General features: G+C 67.3%; 15 protein-coding genes. 5 read left to right on the top strand and 10 right to left on the bottom strand.

Going from position 1 to position 17,792, the window contains the following annotated elements:
* Nucleotides 1-4: 4 nt before the first annotated feature.
* From LZ005_RS15140 to ugpQ, 7 genes are all read right to left on the bottom strand, one after another.
* Nucleotides 5-2,002 carry a hypothetical protein gene (locus LZ005_RS15140; protein ID WP_237808972.1) on the bottom strand — a complete coding sequence of 666 codons (1,998 nt, stop codon included), beginning with the start codon at nt 2,000-2,002 and terminating at the stop codon, nt 5-7.
* Between the two features lie 126 nt (nt 2,003-2,128).
* Nucleotides 2,129-3,919, bottom strand: a complete 1,791-nt coding sequence (locus tag LZ005_RS15145) for an acyl-CoA dehydrogenase (protein WP_237808973.1) — start codon at nt 3,917-3,919, stop codon at nt 2,129-2,131.
* Nucleotides 3,920-4,023: 104 nt separating this feature from the next.
* The gene (locus LZ005_RS15150) at nt 4,024-4,956 is read right to left on the bottom strand and encodes an electron transfer flavoprotein subunit alpha/FixB family protein (RefSeq protein WP_237808974.1); all 933 of its coding nucleotides are present in this window, start codon (nt 4,954-4,956) and stop codon (nt 4,024-4,026) included.
* A gap of 15 nt (nt 4,957-4,971) precedes the next feature.
* Nucleotides 4,972-5,721: an electron transfer flavoprotein subunit beta/FixA family protein gene (locus LZ005_RS15155; protein ID WP_237808975.1), complete on the bottom strand. Its 750-nt coding sequence runs from the start codon at nt 5,719-5,721 to the stop codon at nt 4,972-4,974.
* Between the two features lie 158 nt (nt 5,722-5,879).
* Nucleotides 5,880-6,107 (bottom strand): sulfurtransferase TusA family protein, encoded by a 228-nt coding sequence (locus LZ005_RS15160; protein WP_237808976.1) that lies wholly within the window; start codon nt 6,105-6,107, stop codon nt 5,880-5,882.
* 240 nt (nt 6,108-6,347) lie between these two features.
* Complete coding sequence (gene alaS / locus LZ005_RS15165; RefSeq protein ID WP_237808977.1) at nt 6,348-8,957, bottom strand: alanine--tRNA ligase; 2,610 nt, start codon at nt 8,955-8,957, stop codon at nt 6,348-6,350.
* A gap of 71 nt (nt 8,958-9,028) precedes the next feature.
* Nucleotides 9,029-9,784 (bottom strand): glycerophosphodiester phosphodiesterase, encoded by a 756-nt coding sequence (gene ugpQ, locus LZ005_RS15170; protein WP_237808978.1) that lies wholly within the window; start codon nt 9,782-9,784, stop codon nt 9,029-9,031.
* A gap of 159 nt (nt 9,785-9,943) precedes the next feature.
* Between ugpQ and LZ005_RS15175 the strand changes: the two genes are divergently transcribed.
* Genes LZ005_RS15175 through LZ005_RS15185 form a run of 3 tightly spaced genes read left to right on the top strand, consistent with a single transcriptional unit; the run spans nt 9,944 to nt 12,509 of the window.
* Nucleotides 9,944-10,420, top strand: coding sequence for a Spy/CpxP family protein refolding chaperone (locus tag LZ005_RS15175; RefSeq protein ID WP_237808979.1), 477 nt, complete (start codon nt 9,944-9,946; stop codon nt 10,418-10,420).
* Nucleotides 10,421-10,468: 48 nt separating this feature from the next.
* Nucleotides 10,469-11,182: a response regulator transcription factor gene (locus LZ005_RS15180; protein WP_237808980.1), complete on the top strand. Its 714-nt coding sequence runs from the start codon at nt 10,469-10,471 to the stop codon at nt 11,180-11,182.
* Nucleotides 11,175-12,509, top strand: coding sequence for a HAMP domain-containing sensor histidine kinase (locus tag LZ005_RS15185; protein ID WP_237808981.1), 1,335 nt, complete (start codon nt 11,175-11,177; stop codon nt 12,507-12,509). The genes LZ005_RS15180 and LZ005_RS15185 overlap by 8 nt, the downstream gene beginning before the upstream one ends.
* On the opposite strand, the gene LZ005_RS15190 is transcribed toward LZ005_RS15185, so the two are convergent.
* Nucleotides 12,451-12,765 (bottom strand): DUF1294 domain-containing protein, encoded by a 315-nt coding sequence (locus LZ005_RS15190; protein ID WP_237808982.1) that lies wholly within the window; start codon nt 12,763-12,765, stop codon nt 12,451-12,453. The genes LZ005_RS15185 and LZ005_RS15190 overlap by 59 nt on opposite strands.
* A 52-nt stretch (nt 12,766-12,817) precedes the next feature.
* Here LZ005_RS15190 and LZ005_RS15195 point away from each other — a divergent pair, with 52 nt between their 5' ends.
* Together LZ005_RS15195 and LZ005_RS15200 are read left to right on the top strand one after the other, a co-directional pair.
* Complete coding sequence (locus LZ005_RS15195; RefSeq protein ID WP_237808983.1) at nt 12,818-14,122, top strand: sensor domain-containing diguanylate cyclase; 1,305 nt, start codon at nt 12,818-12,820, stop codon at nt 14,120-14,122.
* Nucleotides 14,123-14,156: 34 nt separating this feature from the next.
* Nucleotides 14,157-14,654, top strand: coding sequence for a hypothetical protein (locus LZ005_RS15200; protein WP_237808984.1), 498 nt, complete (start codon nt 14,157-14,159; stop codon nt 14,652-14,654).
* Here the strand turns inward: LZ005_RS15200 and LZ005_RS15205 are convergent.
* A complete protein-coding gene (locus tag LZ005_RS15205; protein WP_237808985.1) occupies nt 14,651-16,258 on the bottom strand; it encodes an NAD(P)-binding protein in 1,608 nt (535 codons plus the stop codon). The genes LZ005_RS15200 and LZ005_RS15205 overlap by 4 nt on opposite strands.
* Nucleotides 16,258-17,769: a polyamine aminopropyltransferase gene (locus LZ005_RS15210; protein ID WP_237808986.1), complete on the bottom strand. Its 1,512-nt coding sequence runs from the start codon at nt 17,767-17,769 to the stop codon at nt 16,258-16,260. The genes LZ005_RS15205 and LZ005_RS15210 overlap by 1 nt, the downstream gene beginning before the upstream one ends.
* Nucleotides 17,770-17,792 lie beyond the last annotated feature (23 nt).

The raw sequence follows: 17,792 nt of genomic DNA on the forward strand, positions 1-17,792 counted from the left end.
GCGCCTAGTGGGCCCCGCGGCGCAGGTCGGCCCGCAGGGCTTCGCTGCCCGTGGCCAGGCCCTGGACGCGCGCACTGATCCTGGCCTGGGCCAGGGCCACCGGGCTGATGGCCAGATTGGCCGTCCAGCTCAGGCCGGGGGTCATCTGGATCGGGGCCGGCAGCTTGTCGACCTCGGCCGGATCGATCCAGGGCGCCATGCGCTGCAATACCAGCTTGATGCGCGGCTTGACCTTGGGATCGGCAATGCGCCCGCGCTGGCCCCAGCCGACGATGGCGGTGTCGGCCGTGTCGCTGCTGCTGAGCTTTTGCGAATACGCGGTGTCGTACTGCACGCCGTGCCGGTAGCTCATCATGAATTCCTCGAACAGCATGGCCAGGTCTTCGCGCGAATTGTCGCTGCCATTGATCGAATAGGCGTAGTCGTCGCTGGCGCCATCGCTGGCGAAGAAGGCGCCGACCTGGGCGGCCGTGTAGGCCTTCTGCACGGCCGTCGGGGTGGCGCCGCGGTACAGCACCTGGCCCAGGCCCAGCCATTCCTGCGAGGTCAGCGGATAGGTGCGCGCCAGCACGTCCGAGGGCAGGCTCTGGTTCACGCGCCCCACGACATTGTCCCAGAAGGGTTTGTTCATATTCAGGCTGGCGCGCACGGACGGCGCCAGATAGTCGCTCGCGTGGCCGAGCTCGTGATACAGCAGGCGCCCGAGCGCATTGATCAGCTCATCGAGGCTGCGCGTCACCCGCGCCGTGCTCGAGTAGGTGCGGCGCGCATAGGCATTGTTCTTCACCTGGCGCCCGAGCGGGGTGAAATTCAGGGCCGCGCCGAAATCGCTGCGGTAATCGGGCACTTCGGTCACCAGATCGCGCTGCTCGGCGCTCAGCCAGAAATTGTCGGCGTCGAGGTAGATGGCGCCGCTCGCCGGCGTGTAGTAGCTGGGCCGCACATGGGCGCCGATGACCACCGCCGTCACGCCCGCCAGCAGGCGGCGGAAGTCGCCATTGACATCCTGGGTGCGCAGAAAGGCCTCGAAATTGGCGGCCAGTGCGTCGTGCGAGGTCAGCACCCGGCTCATCACCTGCTCCACGCTCGGCACCGCGGCCAGGCCCGCTTCGGTGGCCAGCGGCGGCAGCGTCGCCAGCGTGCAGAAGTTGTTGTTGCTGCTGCTGACGTAGTTGAGCTTGCGGTCGTAGACGCAGGGCTGCAGCACTTTGGCGTACTGGCCGGCGCTGATATACGGATGGACGCGGTCGACGGCGTCGAAGATATTGCCATTGAGCGCGGGCAGCGTGTGCTCGACGGCGATCGTCACCTCGTCGCTGTCGCTGGCGCCGCTGCTGGTTTTCATCGTGGCCTTGAACTTCAGCACCGTGTCCTGCTCGACCTTGGGCGCGGTGAACATCATCACCCGGCCATCGCTGACATTCATCGTCACGGCCGGGCCTTCGGTCTGGGTCCAGCTAATGCTGCCAAGGGTCTCGCCGTTTTTCAGCACGGGCCAGGCGCGCACCGAGGTGTCCATTTCCATGCGCACCGACTGGTCGGCGCGCACCGTCACGTAGGAACCGGCCGGGGCCGCCGTCACGGGGACGCTGGCCGTCACCGTCTGCACGCTGCCGTCGGCCATCGTCACCACGGCCTGCAGGGCCACGGTGCCGGTGCTGGCCGCCTCAAACGCCAGCGTCGGGCTGCGATTGGCCAGCAGGCTCACGCTCGGGCCGCTCAGCTGGGTCCAGCTGACGTCGGCAATGCTGTCGCCCGTGCCGAGGCAGGGCAGCACCGAGGCGCTGGCCGTCTTGCCCAGTTCGACACTGGCATCGGCCACCACCCGCACCTTCTCGCACAGGGGCGCGGGCGGCGGGGTCGGCGTCGGCGACGGCTGGGGGGCCGGGACCGGCGTCGGCGTGGCCGGCGTGCCACCGCCGCCGCCGCCGCCACAGGCGCTCAGCACAGCGGCGCCAGCCAGGGCCAGCACCGAACGGGACAGACGAGAATCGAAGCGCATCTTCCAGCTCACAGGCAGAGTTTTTTGGCGAGTCTACAAGATTTGCTGTAAGCACGCCTCCCGCTTCGCAAAAAAACAAAGCGCCTGCCCACCAGCTGGTGGACAGGCGCTCGCTGGGTCCTAGGCTCAGAACTGGGCTTCGTCCAGAGCCAGCACGCCGGCGGCACCGGTCGTGATGGCCGTGGCCATGCCCGCAGCCTGGCTGAGGAAGTGATCGGCGAAGAAGCGCGCGGTGCCGATCTTGGCGCGGTAGAAGGCGCTGTCGGCCTCGCCGGCGTCGAGCTTCTGCTGGGCCACGAGGGCGGCGCGGCCCATCTGCCAGCCACCGAGCACGATGCCGGCCAGCTTCAGATAGGGCACGCTGCCAGCGAACACGGCTTTGACATCCGATTTGGCATGCGCGACCACGAAGTCGACCACGGCCTCGAGCGCATCGGCGCCGCCGGCCAGGCCGCGCGCGATGGCGGCAAAGTCGGCGTGGTCGCGCGCGGCCAGAGCGGCCTGGGTGGCGCGCACATCGGCCAGCAGGGCCTTGGCCACGGCGCCGCCGTCGCGCACGGTCTTGCGGCCGACCAGGTCATTCGCCTGGATCGCCGTCGTGCCTTCGTAGATGGTGAGAATCTTGGCATCGCGGTAGTGCTGGGCCGCACCGGTTTCCTCGATGAAGCCCATCCCGCCGTGCACCTGCACGCCGTCGCGCGCCACGTGCTCGCTCATCTCGGTCGACCAGCCTTTGATGATCGGCACCAGATACTCGTAGATCGCCAGATTGCGCTTACGCACCTCGGCGTCCGCGTGGTAGTGGGCGATATCGGAAATGGCCGCGCCCACATAGGCGAGCGCACGCGCCGCCTCGGTCTGCGATTTCATGCTCATCAGCATGCGCCGCACATCGGGGTGGTGGATGATCGTGACCGGACCGGCCGAGCCGGCCAGATCGCGCGACTGCACGCGGTCCTTGGCATAGGCCAGGGCCTGCTGATAGGCGCGCTCGGCCAGGCCGATACCCTGCATGCCGACCCCGAAGCGGGCCGAATTCATCATGATGAACATGTACTCGAGGCCGCGGTTCTCCTCGCCCACCAGATAGCCGGTGGCGCCGCCGTGGTCGCCGAACTGCAGCACCGCGGTCGGGCTGGCCTTGATGCCGAGCTTGTGCTCGATCGACACGCAGTGCACATCATTGCGCGCGCCGAGCGAACCGTCGGCGTTGATCATGAACTTCGGCACGATGAACAGCGAGATGCCCTTCACCCCCGGCGGCGCGTCCGGCGTGCGCGCCAGCACCAGGTGGATGATGTTCTCGGCCATGTCGTGCTCGCCGTAGGTGATGAAGATCTTGGTGCCGAACAGCTTGTAGCTGCCATCGGCCTGGGGTTCGGCGCGCGAACGCACGGCCGCCAGATCGGAACCGGCCTGCGGCTCGGTCAGATTCATGGTGCCGGTCCACTTGCCGGTGATCAGGTTCTCGAGGTAGACCGCCTTCTGCGCGTCCGAGGCGGCCGTCTGCAGGGCTTCGATCGCGCCATCGGTCAGCAGGCCAACCAGGGCGAACGACAGATTCGAGGCGTTCAGCATTTCGAGACAGGGCGTGGCCACCAGCTTGGGCAGGCCCTGGCCGCCGTAAGCCTGCGGGTGGGCGACGCCCTGCCAGCCGGCCTCGACGAAGGCGCGGAAGGCTTCCTTGAAGCCCTTGGACGTGGTCACCTGGCCATCGTGCCAGAACGAGGGTTCCTTGTCGGCCGCATGATTCAGCGGGGCCACGACTTCACTGCAGAATTTGGCGTTTTCTTCCAGAACAGCCTCGACCGTATCAGCGGTCGCGTCTTCGCAGCCGGGCAGCTGGGCGATCTGGTCCAGACCGGCCAGTTCCTTGACGACGAAGGCCATGTCCTTGAGGGGGGCGGTGTAGCTCATGCTTGTCTCCTGACGGGGAATCAATGGACAGAGGGCGGGTCTCCAGCGCCGCGCGGACATGCGGCGCGGGTCTGAAGACCCGCCCTACCGGGTCTGATGCGGGATTAACCGAGCTCGGCGACGAGCTGCGGCACGACCTCGAACAGGTCGCCGACGATGCCGTAGTCGGCCACGGCGAAGATCGGGGCTTCCGGATCCTTGTTGATGGCGACGATGGTCTTCGAGTCCTTCATGCCGGCCAGGTGCTGGATGGCGCCCGAGATGCCGACCGCGATGTACAGGGCGGGGGCAACGATCTTGCCGGTCTGGCCGACCTGCCAGTCGTTCGGCACGAAGCCAGCGTCGACGGCAGCGCGCGAGGCGCCCATGGCGGCGCCCAGCTTGTCGGCCAGGGGCTCGAGCAGCTTGAAGTTCTCGGCCGAGCCGATGCCGCGCCCACCAGAGACGATGATCTTGGCGGCCGTCAGTTCCGGACGGTCCGACTTGGCCACTTCGCGCCCGACGAAGGCCGACTTGCCGGCGTCGGCGACGGCGGCCACGGTTTCGGTGGCGGCGCTGCCACCGCTGGCGGCGGCGGCGTCAAAGCCGGTGCTGCGCACGGTGATGACCTTGACCTTGTCGCCCGACTGGACGGTGGCGATGGCGTTGCCGGCGTAGATAGGACGCTCGAAGGTGTCGGGGCTGTCGACCTTGGTGATTTCCGAGATCTGGGCCACGTCCAGCTTGGCGGCCACGCGCGGCAGGATGTTCTTGCCGTAGGCGGTGGCCGGGGCCAGGATGTGCGAGTAGGCGCCAGCCACGGCCAGCACCTGCTCGGCCAGGTTTTCAGCCAGGCCATCGGCCAGGTGGGCGGCGTCGGCGACCAGCACCTTGCTCACGCCGGCGATCTGGGCGGCAGCGGCGGCGGCGGCGCCGGCATTGTGGCCGGCCACCAGCACGTGCACTTCGCCGCCGCACTGGGCGGCAGCGGTGACGGTATTCAGGGTGCTGCCCTTGAGGGAAGCGTTGTCGTGTTCAGCAATAACGAGTGCGACCATGATTGTGTTCCTAAATTAGATGACTTTGGCTTCCGTGCGCAGCTTGTTGACCAGGGTGGCCACATCCGGCACCTTGATGCCGGCCGAACGCTTGGGCGGCTCGGCCACTTTCAGGGTCTTCAGGCGCGGGCTGACGTCCACACCGAGCTCTTCCGGCTTGGTGGTGTCGAGCGGCTTCTTCTTGGCCTTCATGATGTTCGGCAGCGTCACATAGCGCGGCTCGTTCAGGCGCAGGTCGGTGGTGACGATGGCCGGCAGGCTCAGGGCCAGGGTTTCCAGACCGCCGTCGACTTCACGCGTGACCGTCACCTTGCCCTCGTCGAGCACGACTTTCGAGGCGAAGGTCGCCTGCGGCCAGCCGAGCAGCGCGGCCAGCATCTGGCCGACCTGGTTGGCATCGTCGTCGATCGCCTGCTTACCCAGGATGATCAGGTTCGGCTGTTCCTTGTCGGCCACGGCCTTGAGCAGCTTGGCCACGGCCAGCGGTTCCAGCTCGGCCGTCGTTTCGACCAGAATGCCGCGGTCGGCGCCGATGGCCATGGCCGTGCGCAGGGTTTCCTGGCACTGGCTCACGCCGCAGGACACGGCCACCACTTCGGTCGCCTTGCCGCCTTCCTTCAGACGCATCGCCTCTTCCATGGCGATTTCGTCGAAGGGATTCATCGACATTTTGACGTTGGCGATATCGACGCCGCTGCCATCCGATTTCACGCGCACCTTGACGTTGTAATCAACCACGCGCTTGACGGGAACCAGGACTTTCATAGGTCTGCCTTTTGTGTAGGGTAAGAAGTGAACAAATGGGTGAAATTATAAATGCTTTACGTATGCGTCATCTAATTTAAGCACGACCGTGCGATTTTTGGCTAGAAGAAAACCTCTATCGCCGGATGGCCGATAGAGGCGTTCTGTGGGCCGGCGCCTTATTTGCGGCGCAGCAGAAACACGAATTCGTAGCCGTTTTGCGTATGGCCGAGCAAGGCATTGCCGGTCTGCTTGGCAAAGGCCTGGAAATCGCGTACCGAGCCGGTATCGGTGGCGGTAATGCGCAGCACCTCGCCCGACTGCATCTCGGCCAGTGTTTTCTTGGCTTTCAGGATGGGCAAGGGACAATTCAAGCCACGCGCATCGAGGTCACGATCGAATTCCATGGTCACGGCTTCAACAACAAGTTCGCTCATCGTAAAAATACGCGGTGGGGTTCAGAGAGTTTGTGAATACTACCTGAATTTGGCTTTTTTGACGCACCGCATCAATGAATTTTTTGTGGCGCCACCACCACAGCCCCACGCTTAACATATTAACAAAATGGGGTCTGACCCCGATTTCTCCGTGCGGCAAAAATTGCCGTGTGGGGAAATCGGGGTCAGACCCCGAATTTCTGTACTGAATTAGAGGCGCTCGCCGATCCAGCCAGCCACGCCGTCCAGGGCCGGCGTCAGGCCGCTCGGGTCGGTACCGCCGGCCTGGGCCATGTCGGGACGGCCGCCGCCCTTGCCGCCCACCTGCTGGGCGACAAAGTTGACCAGTTCGCCAGCCTTGATCTTGCCCGTGGTGTCGGCCGTGACGCCGGCGATCAGGCTGACCTTGCCGTCGTTGACAGCGGCCAGCACGATCGCGGCCGTCTTCAGCTTGTCCTTCAGCTTGTCCATGGTCTCGCGCAGGGTCGGCACGTCGGCGCCGTCGAGCTGGGCGGCCAGCACTTTCACGCCCTTGATGTCGAGCGCCTTGCCGGCCAGCTCGTCACCCTGGCCGGCGGCCAGCTTGGACTTGAGCGCGGCGACTTCTTTTTCGAGCGCCTTGACGTGGTCCTGGACCTGGGCGATGCGGCTGCTCAGCTCGTCCGGATGGGTCTTCAGCGCGGCCGCGGCCTGGTTCAGCCGCTGGTCGAGCGCCTGCACCAGGGCCAGCGCGCCTTCGCCGGTGACGGCTTCGACGCGGCGGATGCCGGCGGCCACGCCGCCTTCGCTGATGATCTTGAACAGGCCGATGTCGCCGGTGCGGCTGACGTGGGTGCCGCCGCACAGCTCGCGCGAGCTGCCGATGTCGAGCACGCGCACGGTGTCGCCGTATTTTTCGCCGAACAGGGCCATCGCGCCGTGCTTGACGGCGTCGTCAAAGCTCATCACCTGGGCCTGGGTGGCGGCGTTCGCCAGAATCTCGGCATTGACCTTGGCCTCGACGGCGGCGATCTCGGCGGCCGTCAGCGGGGCATTGTGGCTGAAGTCGAAACGGGTCTTGTCGGCATCGACCAGCGAGCCCTTCTGGGCCACATGGCTGCCGAGCACTTCGCGCAAGGCCTTGTGCATCAGGTGGGTGGCCGAGTGGTTGCGGATGGTGCGTGCGCGCAGGGCCGTATCGACCTGGGCGCTGACGCTGGCGCCGACCTGCAGGCTGCCCTGCTCGACGGTGCCGTGGTGGCCGAACACGTCGGCCTGGATCTTCAGCGTGTCCTGCACGGCGAAGCGGGCCTGGGCGTCGCCGATCTGGCCGCGGTCGCCGACCTGGCCGCCCGATTCGGCGTAGAACGGGGTGACGTCGAGCACGACGATGCCGTGCTCGCCCGCATTCAGGGTCTGGACCGGGGCGCCATCCTTGTACAGGGCGATGATCTTGGCGTCCTGGGCCAGCGACTCGTAGCCGACGAAGCTGGTCTTGGCGCCCGCGTACCCGACATTGGCAGCCATCTTGAACTTGCCGGCCGCGCGCGCGGTCTGCTTCTGCTGTTCCATGGCGCTCGCAAAACCGGCCTCGTCCAGCACGACATTGCGTTCGCGGCAGATATCGGCCGTCAGGTCGAGCGGGAAGCCATAGGTGTCGTACAGGGTGAAGGCGGTGGCGCCGGCCAGGCGCGTGGGATCCTTGGCCAGTTCGGCCTCGAGGATCTTCATGCCGTGCTCGAGGGTCTCGCCGAAGCGCTCTTCCTCGGCCTTGAGCACCTGCTTGACGCGCTCGGCCGCTTCCGGCAGTTCCGGATAGGCCTGGCCCATTTCCTGGATCAGGTCGTCCACCAGCTTGTGGAAGAAGGGCTTGGTCTGACCCAGCTTGTAGCCGTGGCGCAGCGCGCGGCGGATGATCCGGCGCAGCACATAGCCGTGGCCTTCCGAACCCGGAATGATGCCGTCGACGATCAGGAAGGCCGAGGCGCGGATATGGTCGGCGATGACCTTCAGGGAGTTGTTGTTCAGGTCGCTGGCGCCCGTTTCGCGGGCGGCGGCGCGGATCATGTTCTGGAACAGATCGATTTCGTAGTTGCTGTGCACGTGCTGGAGCACGGCGGCCAGGCGCTCCAGGCCCATGCCGGTGTCGACGCAGGGCTTGGGCAGGCGCGTCATATTGCCGGCCTCATCGCGGTTGAACTGCATGAACACGAGGTTCCAGATCTCGATGAAGCGGTCGCCGTCCTGCTCGGGCGAGCCCGGGGGGCCGCCCCAGATCTCGGGACCGTGGTCGTAGAAGATTTCCGAGCACGGGCCGCAGGGGCCGGTGTCGGCCATCTGCCAGAAGTTGTCCGAAGCGTAGCGCGCGCCCTTGTTGTCGCCGATGCGGATGATGCGCTCTTTCGGCACCTTGATGTCATTGGCCCAGATGTCGTAGGCCTCGTCGTCCTCGAAATACACGGTGACGGTCAGCTTGTCGGCCGGCAGCTGGTAGACCGTGGTCAGCAGCTCCCAGGCGTAGTGGATCGCATCGCGCTTGAAATAGTCGCCGAAGCTGAAATTGCCCAGCATTTCAAAGAAGGTGTGGTGACGCGCCGTGTAACCGACGTTCTCCAGGTCATTGTGCTTGCCGCCCGCGCGCACGCAGCGCTGTACGGTGGTCGCGCGCGAATAGGGGCGCGTGTCCAGGCCCAGGAACACATCTTTGAACTGCACCATGCCCGAGTTAGTCAGCAGCATGGTCGGGTCATTGCCCGGTACGAGCGGGCTCGAACGGACGATCGTATGACCCTTGGATTCGAAGAATTTCAGGAATTTGTCGCGAATTTCAGCAGATTTCATGTCGTCAGGGCGAAAAAGGGCAGCATGCAAAACGCCGATTATAGCAGCCAATGCGGCCCAAAATCGCGGGCTTAGAGGGGAAACTCGGGGCCGATGCGGTCGATGGCGTCCGTGCACAGGCCGTCCACCCCGGCCGCCAGCAGGCTGCGCGCAATGGCCGGATCATTGACCGTGTAGCAGAACAGACCGAGACCGGCCGCTTTGACGGCGCGGATCTGGCCCGGCTGCAGGTGGCGGTAATCGGTGTCGATGGCGATGGCCCCGACCCGCCGCACCGCGTCCAGCCAGTCGCCGTCGAGGGTCTCGAACAGGCAGGCGCGCGGCAGATCGGGCGCGGCCGCCGCCGCCGCGGCCAGGGCCGTCATGCTGAATGAGGAGAACAGGGGCAGGCGGCGCGGCTCGCCGCTGGCCAGGGCGTCGGTGAACAGGGCGCGCGTGACATTCGCGATCAGGCGGCCGGTCTCGGCCTCGAAGCCGGGCACGGGCTTGAGCTCGATATTCATCCAGATCCCGTGCTCCTGGCAGAACTGGACGAACTGGGTGAACAGCGGCACGGGTTCGCCCGCAAAGGCAGGGCTGAACCAGCGGCCGGCGTCCATGCGCGTCAGTTCGGCCGCGCTCAGGGCCGCCACGCTGCCGCTGCCGGCCACGGTGCGCCCGAGTTCGGGGTCGTGCAGCACCACGCCGACACCGTCGCGGGTCAGCATGACGTCGAATTCGACGGCGCGGAAACCGTGCGCCAGGCCGGTGCGCAGGGCCGCCAGGGTGTTTTCCGGGGCCAGGCTGCCGCCGCCGCGGTGGGCAAGAATGCGCGGATAGGGCCACATGCTGTTCTCCTTCGGTCGGGGCGCGGGATTCCATGTTACCGCGCGCCTGAGCCGATTTACAAAACTTTACCGGCGGAATATCGACGCTTAACCAAGCTGGCCCAGAATGGCTTCCAGAGGATGCGCACTGTGCGGCATCCCACACTTCGGGAGTCCACCATGAACCACCTTCGTTTCGCCAAAACCTGCGCCGCCCTGCTGATCGGCGGCGCCGCCCTGCTCACCACCCTGCCCGCTTCGGCCATGGGCTGGTTCGGCCACCACCATCACCGCGCCGGCATGGACCAGCTGGACCCGGCCAAGGCCGACCAGCGCCTCGAGCACATGATCGCGCGCCTGGCGGCCGACGCCACCGCTGAACAGAAGGCCAAGATCAAGGATATCGCCAAGGCCGCCATGAGCGATCTGAAAGGCATCCGCCAGCAGCTGCGCGCCGGCCACCAGAAAGGCATGGCCCTGCTGACGGCGCCCCAGATCGACCGCACCGCCATCGAGTCGCTGCGTATCGAGCAGATGCGCCTGGCCGAGCGCGCCTCGCAGCGCATGTCGCAGGCCCTGGCCGATGCGGCCGAGGTGCTGACGCCCGAACAGCGCGCCAAGCTGGCCGCGCGCATGGCCGCCCATCACAAGCAATAAGCCAGTCCAGGCGGGCCGCGCGCCCGCCTTTTCCTTTATGATGGGCCCATGTCGCACACCATCCTGATGATTGAAGACGACCGCCGCCTGGCGGACATGGTCGGCACCTACCTCACCCAGAACGGCTATACGGTCGAACACTGCGGCAGCGGGGCCGAGGGCCTGGCACGCCTGCGCCAGCCGCCCTTGCCCGACCTGGTGCTGCTCGATCTGATGCTGCCCGATACCGACGGCCTCGAGCTGTGCAAGCGCATCCGCACCCAGCCGCTGCCCCTGGCCAGCCTGCCGATCGTGATGCTGACGGCCAAAGGCGATCCGCTCGACCGCGTGATCGGCCTGGAACTGGGCGCCGACGACTACGTGGCCAAGCCCTTCGAGCCGCGCGAGCTGCTGGCGCGCCTGCGCGCCGTGCTGCGCCGCCCGCCGCTGGCCAGCACCGACAGCAGCGAGCCGCAGATGCAGTTCGGCCAGCTGGCGATCTTCCCGGCCGCGCGCATGGTGCGCCTGCGCGGCCAGGAGGTCAGCCTGACCTCCTACCAGTTCGACCTGCTGCTGGCCCTGGCCGAGCGCGCCGGGCGCGTGCTCACGCGCGAACAGCTGCTCGACGCCGTCAAGGGCGCCAGCCTTGATCCCTTCGACCGCTCGATCGACGTCCACATCGGCCGCCTGCGCGCCGCCATCGAGGACGATCCGCGCCAGCCGCGCCGCATCCTGACGGTGCGCGGCGCCGGCTACGTCTTCGCCAAGGCCCAGGATGTCTAAGCTGCTGTCCTGGTTCCGGCGCGGGGCGCTGGCGCGCCATCTGTACCTGCGCATCTATCTGGCGCTGCTGGCGGCGATCGCCATCGCCGCCATCGCCTCGGCCGTCGCCACCCACCTGCGCTATGCCGACCGGCCGCAGTTCTCGGAGGCGCGCGCCAACACCTATGCCGACATGGTGGCCGAATTCCTGCCGCCGCCCGAGGCGCCCGCCAACGAGCAGCAGGAAAGCCTCAAGCGCTGGCGCGTCGTCACGCGCACCGACATGTCCCTGTATGCGGCCAATGGCGAGCTGCTGGCCCAGGTCGGGCGCGACATGCCGGTCTGGCAGCCGGACGGGAACAGCGGCTATGTGCCGGGCCACCCGGCCGTGTTTGCGCTGCATCTGCGCGACGGCCGCTGGCTGCTGGTGCGCCACCGCCTGCCGCGCGGGCCGGTGCTGAATATCGGCGTGATCCTGGCCATCATCGCGCTGGTGGTGGGCCTGGGCGCCTACCCGGTGGTGCGCCGCCTGACGCGCCGCCTGGAAGCCCTGCAGACAAATGTCGAGACCTTCGGCAGCGGCCAGCTGTCGACGCGCGTGCCGGTCGACGGCAATGACGAAGTGGCGCGCCTGGCGCACAGCTTCAATGAAGCGGCCGGGCGCATCGAGGACCTGGTCGGCTCGCACAAGCGCCTGCTGGCCAATGCCTCGCACGAACTGCGCTCGCCGCTGGCGCGCATCCGCATGGCGGTGGCCCTGATGGAAGGCGCGGCGCCGCCGGCCATCGCCACGGAACTGAACCGCAATATCGCCGAGCTCGATCAGCTGATCGACGAAATCCTGCTGGCCAGCCGCCTCGACGCCAACGGCCACGAGGCCCAGGCCGAGGACGACGTCGACCTGGCCGGCCTGGCCGCCGAGGAGTGCGCGCGCGTGGACGCGGCCCTGCACGCCGAACCGGCCGCACCGGTGCGCGGCGACGCCCGCCTGCTGCGCCGCATGGTGCGCAATCTGCTGGAAAACGCCCAGCGCTACGGCGATGCTTCGCCGGTGCGCGTCAGTGTGCGGATGGTGCGCGACCAGGTGCGGCTCGACGTGTGCGACCGCGGCCCCGGCGTGCCGGAGGACGAACGCGAACGCATCTTCCAGCCCTTCTACCGGGCGGCCGGCGCCAGCGAGGCGGCCGGCGGCGTCGGTCTCGGTCTGGCCCTGGTGCGCCAGATCGCGCGCCGCCACGGCGGCGACGTGGTCTGCTTGGCCAATCCCGATGGCGGCAGCTGCTTCCGGGTCAGCCTGCCAGCCAGCGCCAGCCCAGACCCAGCGCCATCAGGTGCAGGCCCACGCTGATCCAGAAGCGCCACAGGAAGGTCGGCTTGGCCGATTTATGGCGTAGCAGCTGCTGCGCCAGCCAGCCCCCCGGCCAGCCGCCCAGCAGGCCAAGCACCAGCAGCTGGCGCTCGGGCACGCGGCGGCGTCCGGCGCGCGCGGCCGCCTTGTCGTAGGCGTAGACCAGAAAAGTCAGCAGGCTGAGAGCAGTGTAGCCAGCGCCCAGCGCCAGCAGCAGATCGGGATGCGAGAACATGGCGCCGATTGTACAGCGCATGCATATTTCGCTACACTAGTGGTCATCTTTGCCAGCCTGCTCCCCCTGTCCCATGTCTGACCCGCGCGCCCCCTCCCCTGCGCCCTTGGCGGAAGTCGCCAGTCTGCGCAGCGTGCTCGATTCGGTCGGCGCGTATATCTTCACCAAGGACCTGCAGGGCCGCTACACCTTCGTCAATGCCCTGGTCTGCGAGCTGCTTGGCCAGCCAGCCGAGGCGGTGCTGGGCCGGGACGACAGCCTGTTCTTCGACCTCGAACGCTCGCAGACCCTGCGCGAGAACGACCGCCGCGTGCTGGAGCTGGGCGAGACCATCGCCAACGAGGAGGTCAATGTCGTGAAGGGCAGCGGCGAGGTGCGCATCTACTGGTCGGTCAAGCAGCCGATCCGCGACGCGGACGGACGCATCATCGGCATGAGCGGCATCGCCACCGACATCACCGAGCGCAAACGCCTCGAGCGCGAGCTGCAGGCCCAGCGCGAGATGCTGACCACAGTGCTCGACCACACCGAGGCCGCGGTCTACATGAAGGACCGCGAGGGCCACTACCTCTACGTGAACGACAAGACGGCCGCCGTCTTCGGCCTGCCCAAGGACGACATCCTGGGCCGGCGCGACAGCGAACTGCTGGAGCCGAGCCAGGCCGCGGCCGTGCGCGCGATGGACCTGCAGCTGTTCACCACGCGCGAAAAGCAGTGCGGCGAGGAGACCATGCCCGGCCCACAGGGCAGCCGGCGCCACTTCTGGACGATCAAGGTGCCGCTGTCGCGCGAGAGCAGCGGCGACACCCTGGTCGGCATCTCCACCGACATCACCGAAATGCAGGTGCTGAAGGAAGAACTGCAGCGCCAGGCCTACACCGACATGCTGACCGGCGTCTCGAACCGGCGCCACTTCTTCCAGGAGGCGGCCAAGGAATTCTCGAAGGCGCGCCGCTACCGCCTGGCGCTATCGGCCATCGTGCTCGATCTCGACCACTTCAAGCAGATCAACGACCGCTATGGCCACCAGGCCGGCGACGCGGTGCTGGTCGAACTGGCCCAGCATTGCGTGCGCACGGTGCGCGACTGCGACCTGTTCGGCCGCCTGGGCGGCGAGGAATTCGCCTTCGTGCTGCCATCCACCCAGCTCGACGCCGCCTACATCCTGGCCGAACGCCTGCGCACCTCGCTGACGGGCATGCTGATCAAAGGCGACTGGCCGGGCGCCATCGCGCCCACGGCCAGCTTCGGCGTGGCCATGCTGAATCCGCAGGACCGCGACATCGCCGCCCTGCTGGCGCGCGCCGACAAGGCCCTGTACCAGGCCAAGGAAGGCGGGCGCAATCGCGTCTGTATTGCCTCGGACGCCTACTCCTAGCGATAATGCGGAACCCAAGCCGAAGAGGTTCCGCATGAAGATGATTCCCCTGTTGCTGCTGCTGGCCGCCAGCGCCCCCGCCCTGGCCCAGGACGCCGCCCTGCAGCGTTGCCGCGCGATTGGCGATGCCAGCGCGCGTCTGGCCTGTTATGACGCGATTGCTGTCGCCACACCGGCCCCGGCCGCGCGCCCCGCCGCTCCGGCGGCAGCGGCCGCATCGATGGCACCGGCGGCCGCGCCGGCCGCCAAGACCGACGACCCGCGCGTCGCCAATTTCGGCATCGAGCAGGTGAAGAAGCCGGGCGAGCAGCTGGACGTGATCGAGACCTCGATCAAAGGCTATTTCGAAGGCTGGCGCCCGAACCTGGCGATCACGCTCGCCAACGGCCAGGTGTGGCGCGTGGTGGACGACAGCGATGGCCTGGTCGGCGTGGAGAACCCGCGCGTGGTGCTCCGGCGCGGCATGCTGGGCGCCGTCTACATGGAATTCGACCAGACCAACAAGTCGCCGCGCGTGCGCCGCATCCGCTAAGCGAGCGCCCGTTCGGCCGCGGCGATGCCCCACCACGCGGCTTCCTCAAATACGGAAAAACCGGACAGGTCGGCGTGGGCGAACAGGATCGGCCCGCTGGCCGCGCGCAGCGCACGCAGGCCGGCATTGCTGCGAAAGCCGGGGCGCGGAATCGCCATCGCATGGCCACGCACCGTCGCTTCGGCGCGCTCGACGCAGGGCGCGAACTTCCAGCCATAGGCCGCTTCAAGGTCGCGCGCGGCCAGCTCCATGATGGCCTGCGGCGTGCTGTTGACGAGCCACTCGCGCGCCGCCTTCGGGCTCTGGTGCGACAGCGCCACGTAGGACGTGAACACCGTCTTCTCGGGCGGCGTAACGCGGATGTCCTGGTGGGTGGCCACCACATAGCCAAGGCCCGGTTCATCGTAGACGACGTTATCCCAGCACAGCGGCACGCCCGGGCCTTCGCCGGGAAAATCACGCATCAGAAAACTGGTGACCAGCCAGGGCGCATAGGCCGGCGTGTGCTGGCGCGCGTCGAAGCCGAGCGCGCCGATGTCCTCCACCACGCGCGCCGCCACATACAGGGGCATGGCGCAGATGGCCTTGCGGGCGCGCACCGAGTAGCTGCGCGGTTTGCCGTCGACCAGCGCAAAGCAGTCCACCTCCACGCCCTGCCCGGCGCGGCGCACGCGCACGGCCGTCCCGGCGCGGTGCTCGGCCTGGGCCAGGCGCTGCAGGCCGTCGGCCAGCACGGACAGGCCGCCCGGCCAGGTGAGCCAGGCGCCGTTGCCCGCATTGGCCGCCTGCCCCCAGCGCGAGCAGTAGTAATGCAGGCCGGCCCAGGCCGACACCTGATCGTAGCGCGCGCCGTAGTCGTCGCGGCAGCAGTAATTCAGATACCAGTGCAGGGTGGGCGCACGGTAGCCGTGCTGGTCGAGCCAGTCCTTGAGGGTGATGCGGTCGAGCGCCTGCCAGGCCGGGTCCTCGCTCGAGAGCACGGTCGGAAACACGAACAGGCGGCGGCCGTCGCTGCCGCGCAGCTGGCGCAGGCGCTCAACCTCGGCGAAGAAGCGGCGCTGCTCGGCCAGCTCCCAGGCCGGCACGCCCTCGGTCGGGATGAAGCCGTCCTGCCAGTGGCCCTGATGCAGCAGGCGCTCCTCGGGCGCATGCAGGATCGCGCGCTCGTCGTAGTAAGGCTTCTCGGCAAACGGGTCGCGCTGGATGATGCCCAGTTCGGCCAGCATCTCGCGCACATGGGTCGATTCCGGCGACGGCAGCGGCAGGTAGTGGGCGCCGGTCGGATAGGCATAGTCGCCGAAGCGCCCGCCAGCCGCATTCCCCTGCGGTTGCGGGCCGTCGATGATGAGGGCGCCGCGGTGGCCGAGCTTGCGCAGCTTCCAGGCCGCGCTCAGACCCGCCACCCCGGAACCGAGGATGACGATATCGGTCTCCACCCGCTCGGACGGCGGCGGCAGCTGCGTGTGGTCGCGCAGCGCATGCCCCTCGGCGCGGCCCGGGAAGTGCACGCCGGCCGGATAATCGACCCAGCGCCGCCCGCCCCAGGCCAGGCCAGCGCCGGCCGCCACCGCGGCGCCGGCCAGCACGAAGCTGCGCCGGTCCATCAGCGGATCACCCGGCGCCAGTCCTGCTCGAATTCGTGCACGAGCGACTGGGTGTTCAGGCGGTTCGGCGCCATCGGCAGGGCCGGCATATCGGGCGGGAAGACAAACATCGCGCGCGTCGTCTCCGCATTCAGGAAGCGCATCGGCAGGCGGTAACGCGTGGGCGGCGTGTAATCGAGTTCGGGCGAGGCGAGGATGAAGCCCCACTCGCCGAACGACGGCACATAGGCGTGATACGGCCAGGTGCGCAGACCGGCTTCGCGCAGGGTGGCGTCCACCGTCCAGTAGGCGTGGGGCGCGAAGAACGGCGAGGTGGACTGCACCACCACCAGGCCCTTGGCCGCCAGGTGGCGTTTGACGTTGGCGTAGAACGGCACCGAGTACAGCTTACCGAGCGCGAAGCTGGACGGATCGGGGAAGTCGATGATGACGGCATCGAACATCTCGCTGCTGCGTTCAAGCCAGAGGGCGGCATCGGTATTCACCACGCGCACGCGCTTGTCGCTGAATGAGCCGTGGTTCAGGGCCACCAGCTCCGGACGCTGGGCGAAGGCGGTGGTCATGGCGGCGTCCAGATCGACCAGGGTCACCTGCTCGATCTGCGGATAGCGCAGCACCTCGCGCAGGGCCAGCCCGTCGCCGCCGCCCAGCACCAGCACGCGCCGCGCCCACGGCAGGGCCTCGAGCATCGGATGCACGAGCGCCTCGTGGTAGCGGTATTCGTCGCGCGAGGAGAACTGCAGATTGCCGTTGATGTAAAGGCGCAGATCGTCCTTCCAGCGCGTGATCACCAGGCGCTGGTAGGGGGTGCTGGTGGCATACACGATGTCGTCGCCAAACAGCCCGCGTTCGCCGAAGTGCACCATGCGGTCGGCGCCGAGAAAGCCGAGCACCAGCACCAGCATCACCACGGCCGCGCGCAGCACGCGCCCGCTGATGTCCGCCAGCTCGTGGCGGAAGGCGCGCAGGGTCCAGAAGGCCACGGCCACGTTCGCCATGCCGAACACGAAGCCGGTGCGCACCAGCCCCAGTTGCGGCGCCAGCACCAGCGGGAACAGCAGCGACACCGCCAGCGCGCCCAGATAATCGAAACTGAGCACGCGGCTGACCAGTTCCTTGAAAGCCGTCTTGCGCGCCTCGAGCGCGCGCATCACCAGCGGAATCTCCATCCCCACCAGCGCGCCGATCAGAAACACCAGCACGTACAGCATGGTGCGGAAAGGCGCGGCCAGCCACGCATAGCTGAGAAACAGCAGCGCCGCCGAGGTGCCGCCGATCAGGCCGACGGCCAGCTCGATATCGATGAAGCGCGCCAGCACATGCTCATCGTCGACGAACTTGGAAAAGTGCGCACCGACGCCCATAGCGAACAGGTAGCAGCCGATGATGGTGGAGAACTGCAGGACCGAATCGCCGAGCAGATAACTCGACAGGGCGCCGGCGATCAATTCGTAGGCCAGACCGCAGGACGCGACCACGAACACCGATAACATCAAAATCCGTTTTGTCATGCGTGGTCTTTTGCTCTAAGATT

It is taken from the genome of Massilia sp. TS11, from assembly GCF_022012445.1.
Classification (GTDB): domain Bacteria; phylum Pseudomonadota; class Gammaproteobacteria; order Burkholderiales; family Burkholderiaceae_D; genus Telluria.

Bases quoted from the DNA above. Each gene is read 5' to 3' on its own strand.
- LZ005_RS15140 (WP_237808972.1), bottom strand. From the start codon at position 2,002: ATGCGCTTCGATTCTCGTCTGTCCCGTTCGGTGCTGGCCCTGGCTGGC.
- LZ005_RS15145 (WP_237808973.1), bottom strand. From the start codon at position 3,919: ATGAGCTACACCGCCCCCCTCAAGGACATGGCCTTCGTCGTCAAGGAA.
- LZ005_RS15150 (WP_237808974.1), bottom strand. From the start codon at position 4,956: ATGGTCGCACTCGTTATTGCTGAACACGACAACGCTTCCCTCAAGGGC.
- LZ005_RS15155 (WP_237808975.1), bottom strand. From the start codon at position 5,721: ATGAAAGTCCTGGTTCCCGTCAAGCGCGTGGTTGATTACAACGTCAAG.
- LZ005_RS15160 (WP_237808976.1), bottom strand. From the start codon at position 6,107: ATGGAATTCGATCGTGACCTCGATGCGCGTGGCTTGAATTGTCCCTTG.
- alaS (WP_237808977.1), bottom strand. From the start codon at position 8,957: ATGAAATCTGCTGAAATTCGCGACAAATTCCTGAAATTCTTCGAATCC.
- ugpQ (WP_237808978.1), bottom strand. From the start codon at position 9,784: ATGTGGCCCTATCCGCGCATTCTTGCCCACCGCGGCGGCGGCAGCCTG.
- LZ005_RS15175 (WP_237808979.1), top strand. From the start codon at position 9,944: ATGAACCACCTTCGTTTCGCCAAAACCTGCGCCGCCCTGCTGATCGGC.
- LZ005_RS15180 (WP_237808980.1), top strand. From the start codon at position 10,469: ATGTCGCACACCATCCTGATGATTGAAGACGACCGCCGCCTGGCGGAC.
- LZ005_RS15185 (WP_237808981.1), top strand. From the start codon at position 11,175: ATGTCTAAGCTGCTGTCCTGGTTCCGGCGCGGGGCGCTGGCGCGCCAT.
- LZ005_RS15190 (WP_237808982.1), bottom strand. From the start codon at position 12,765: ATGCGCTGTACAATCGGCGCCATGTTCTCGCATCCCGATCTGCTGCTG.
- LZ005_RS15195 (WP_237808983.1), top strand. From the start codon at position 12,818: ATGTCTGACCCGCGCGCCCCCTCCCCTGCGCCCTTGGCGGAAGTCGCC.
- LZ005_RS15200 (WP_237808984.1), top strand. From the start codon at position 14,157: ATGAAGATGATTCCCCTGTTGCTGCTGCTGGCCGCCAGCGCCCCCGCC.
- LZ005_RS15205 (WP_237808985.1), bottom strand. From the start codon at position 16,258: ATGGACCGGCGCAGCTTCGTGCTGGCCGGCGCCGCGGTGGCGGCCGGC.
- LZ005_RS15210 (WP_237808986.1), bottom strand. From the start codon at position 17,769: ATGACAAAACGGATTTTGATGTTATCGGTGTTCGTGGTCGCGTCCTGC.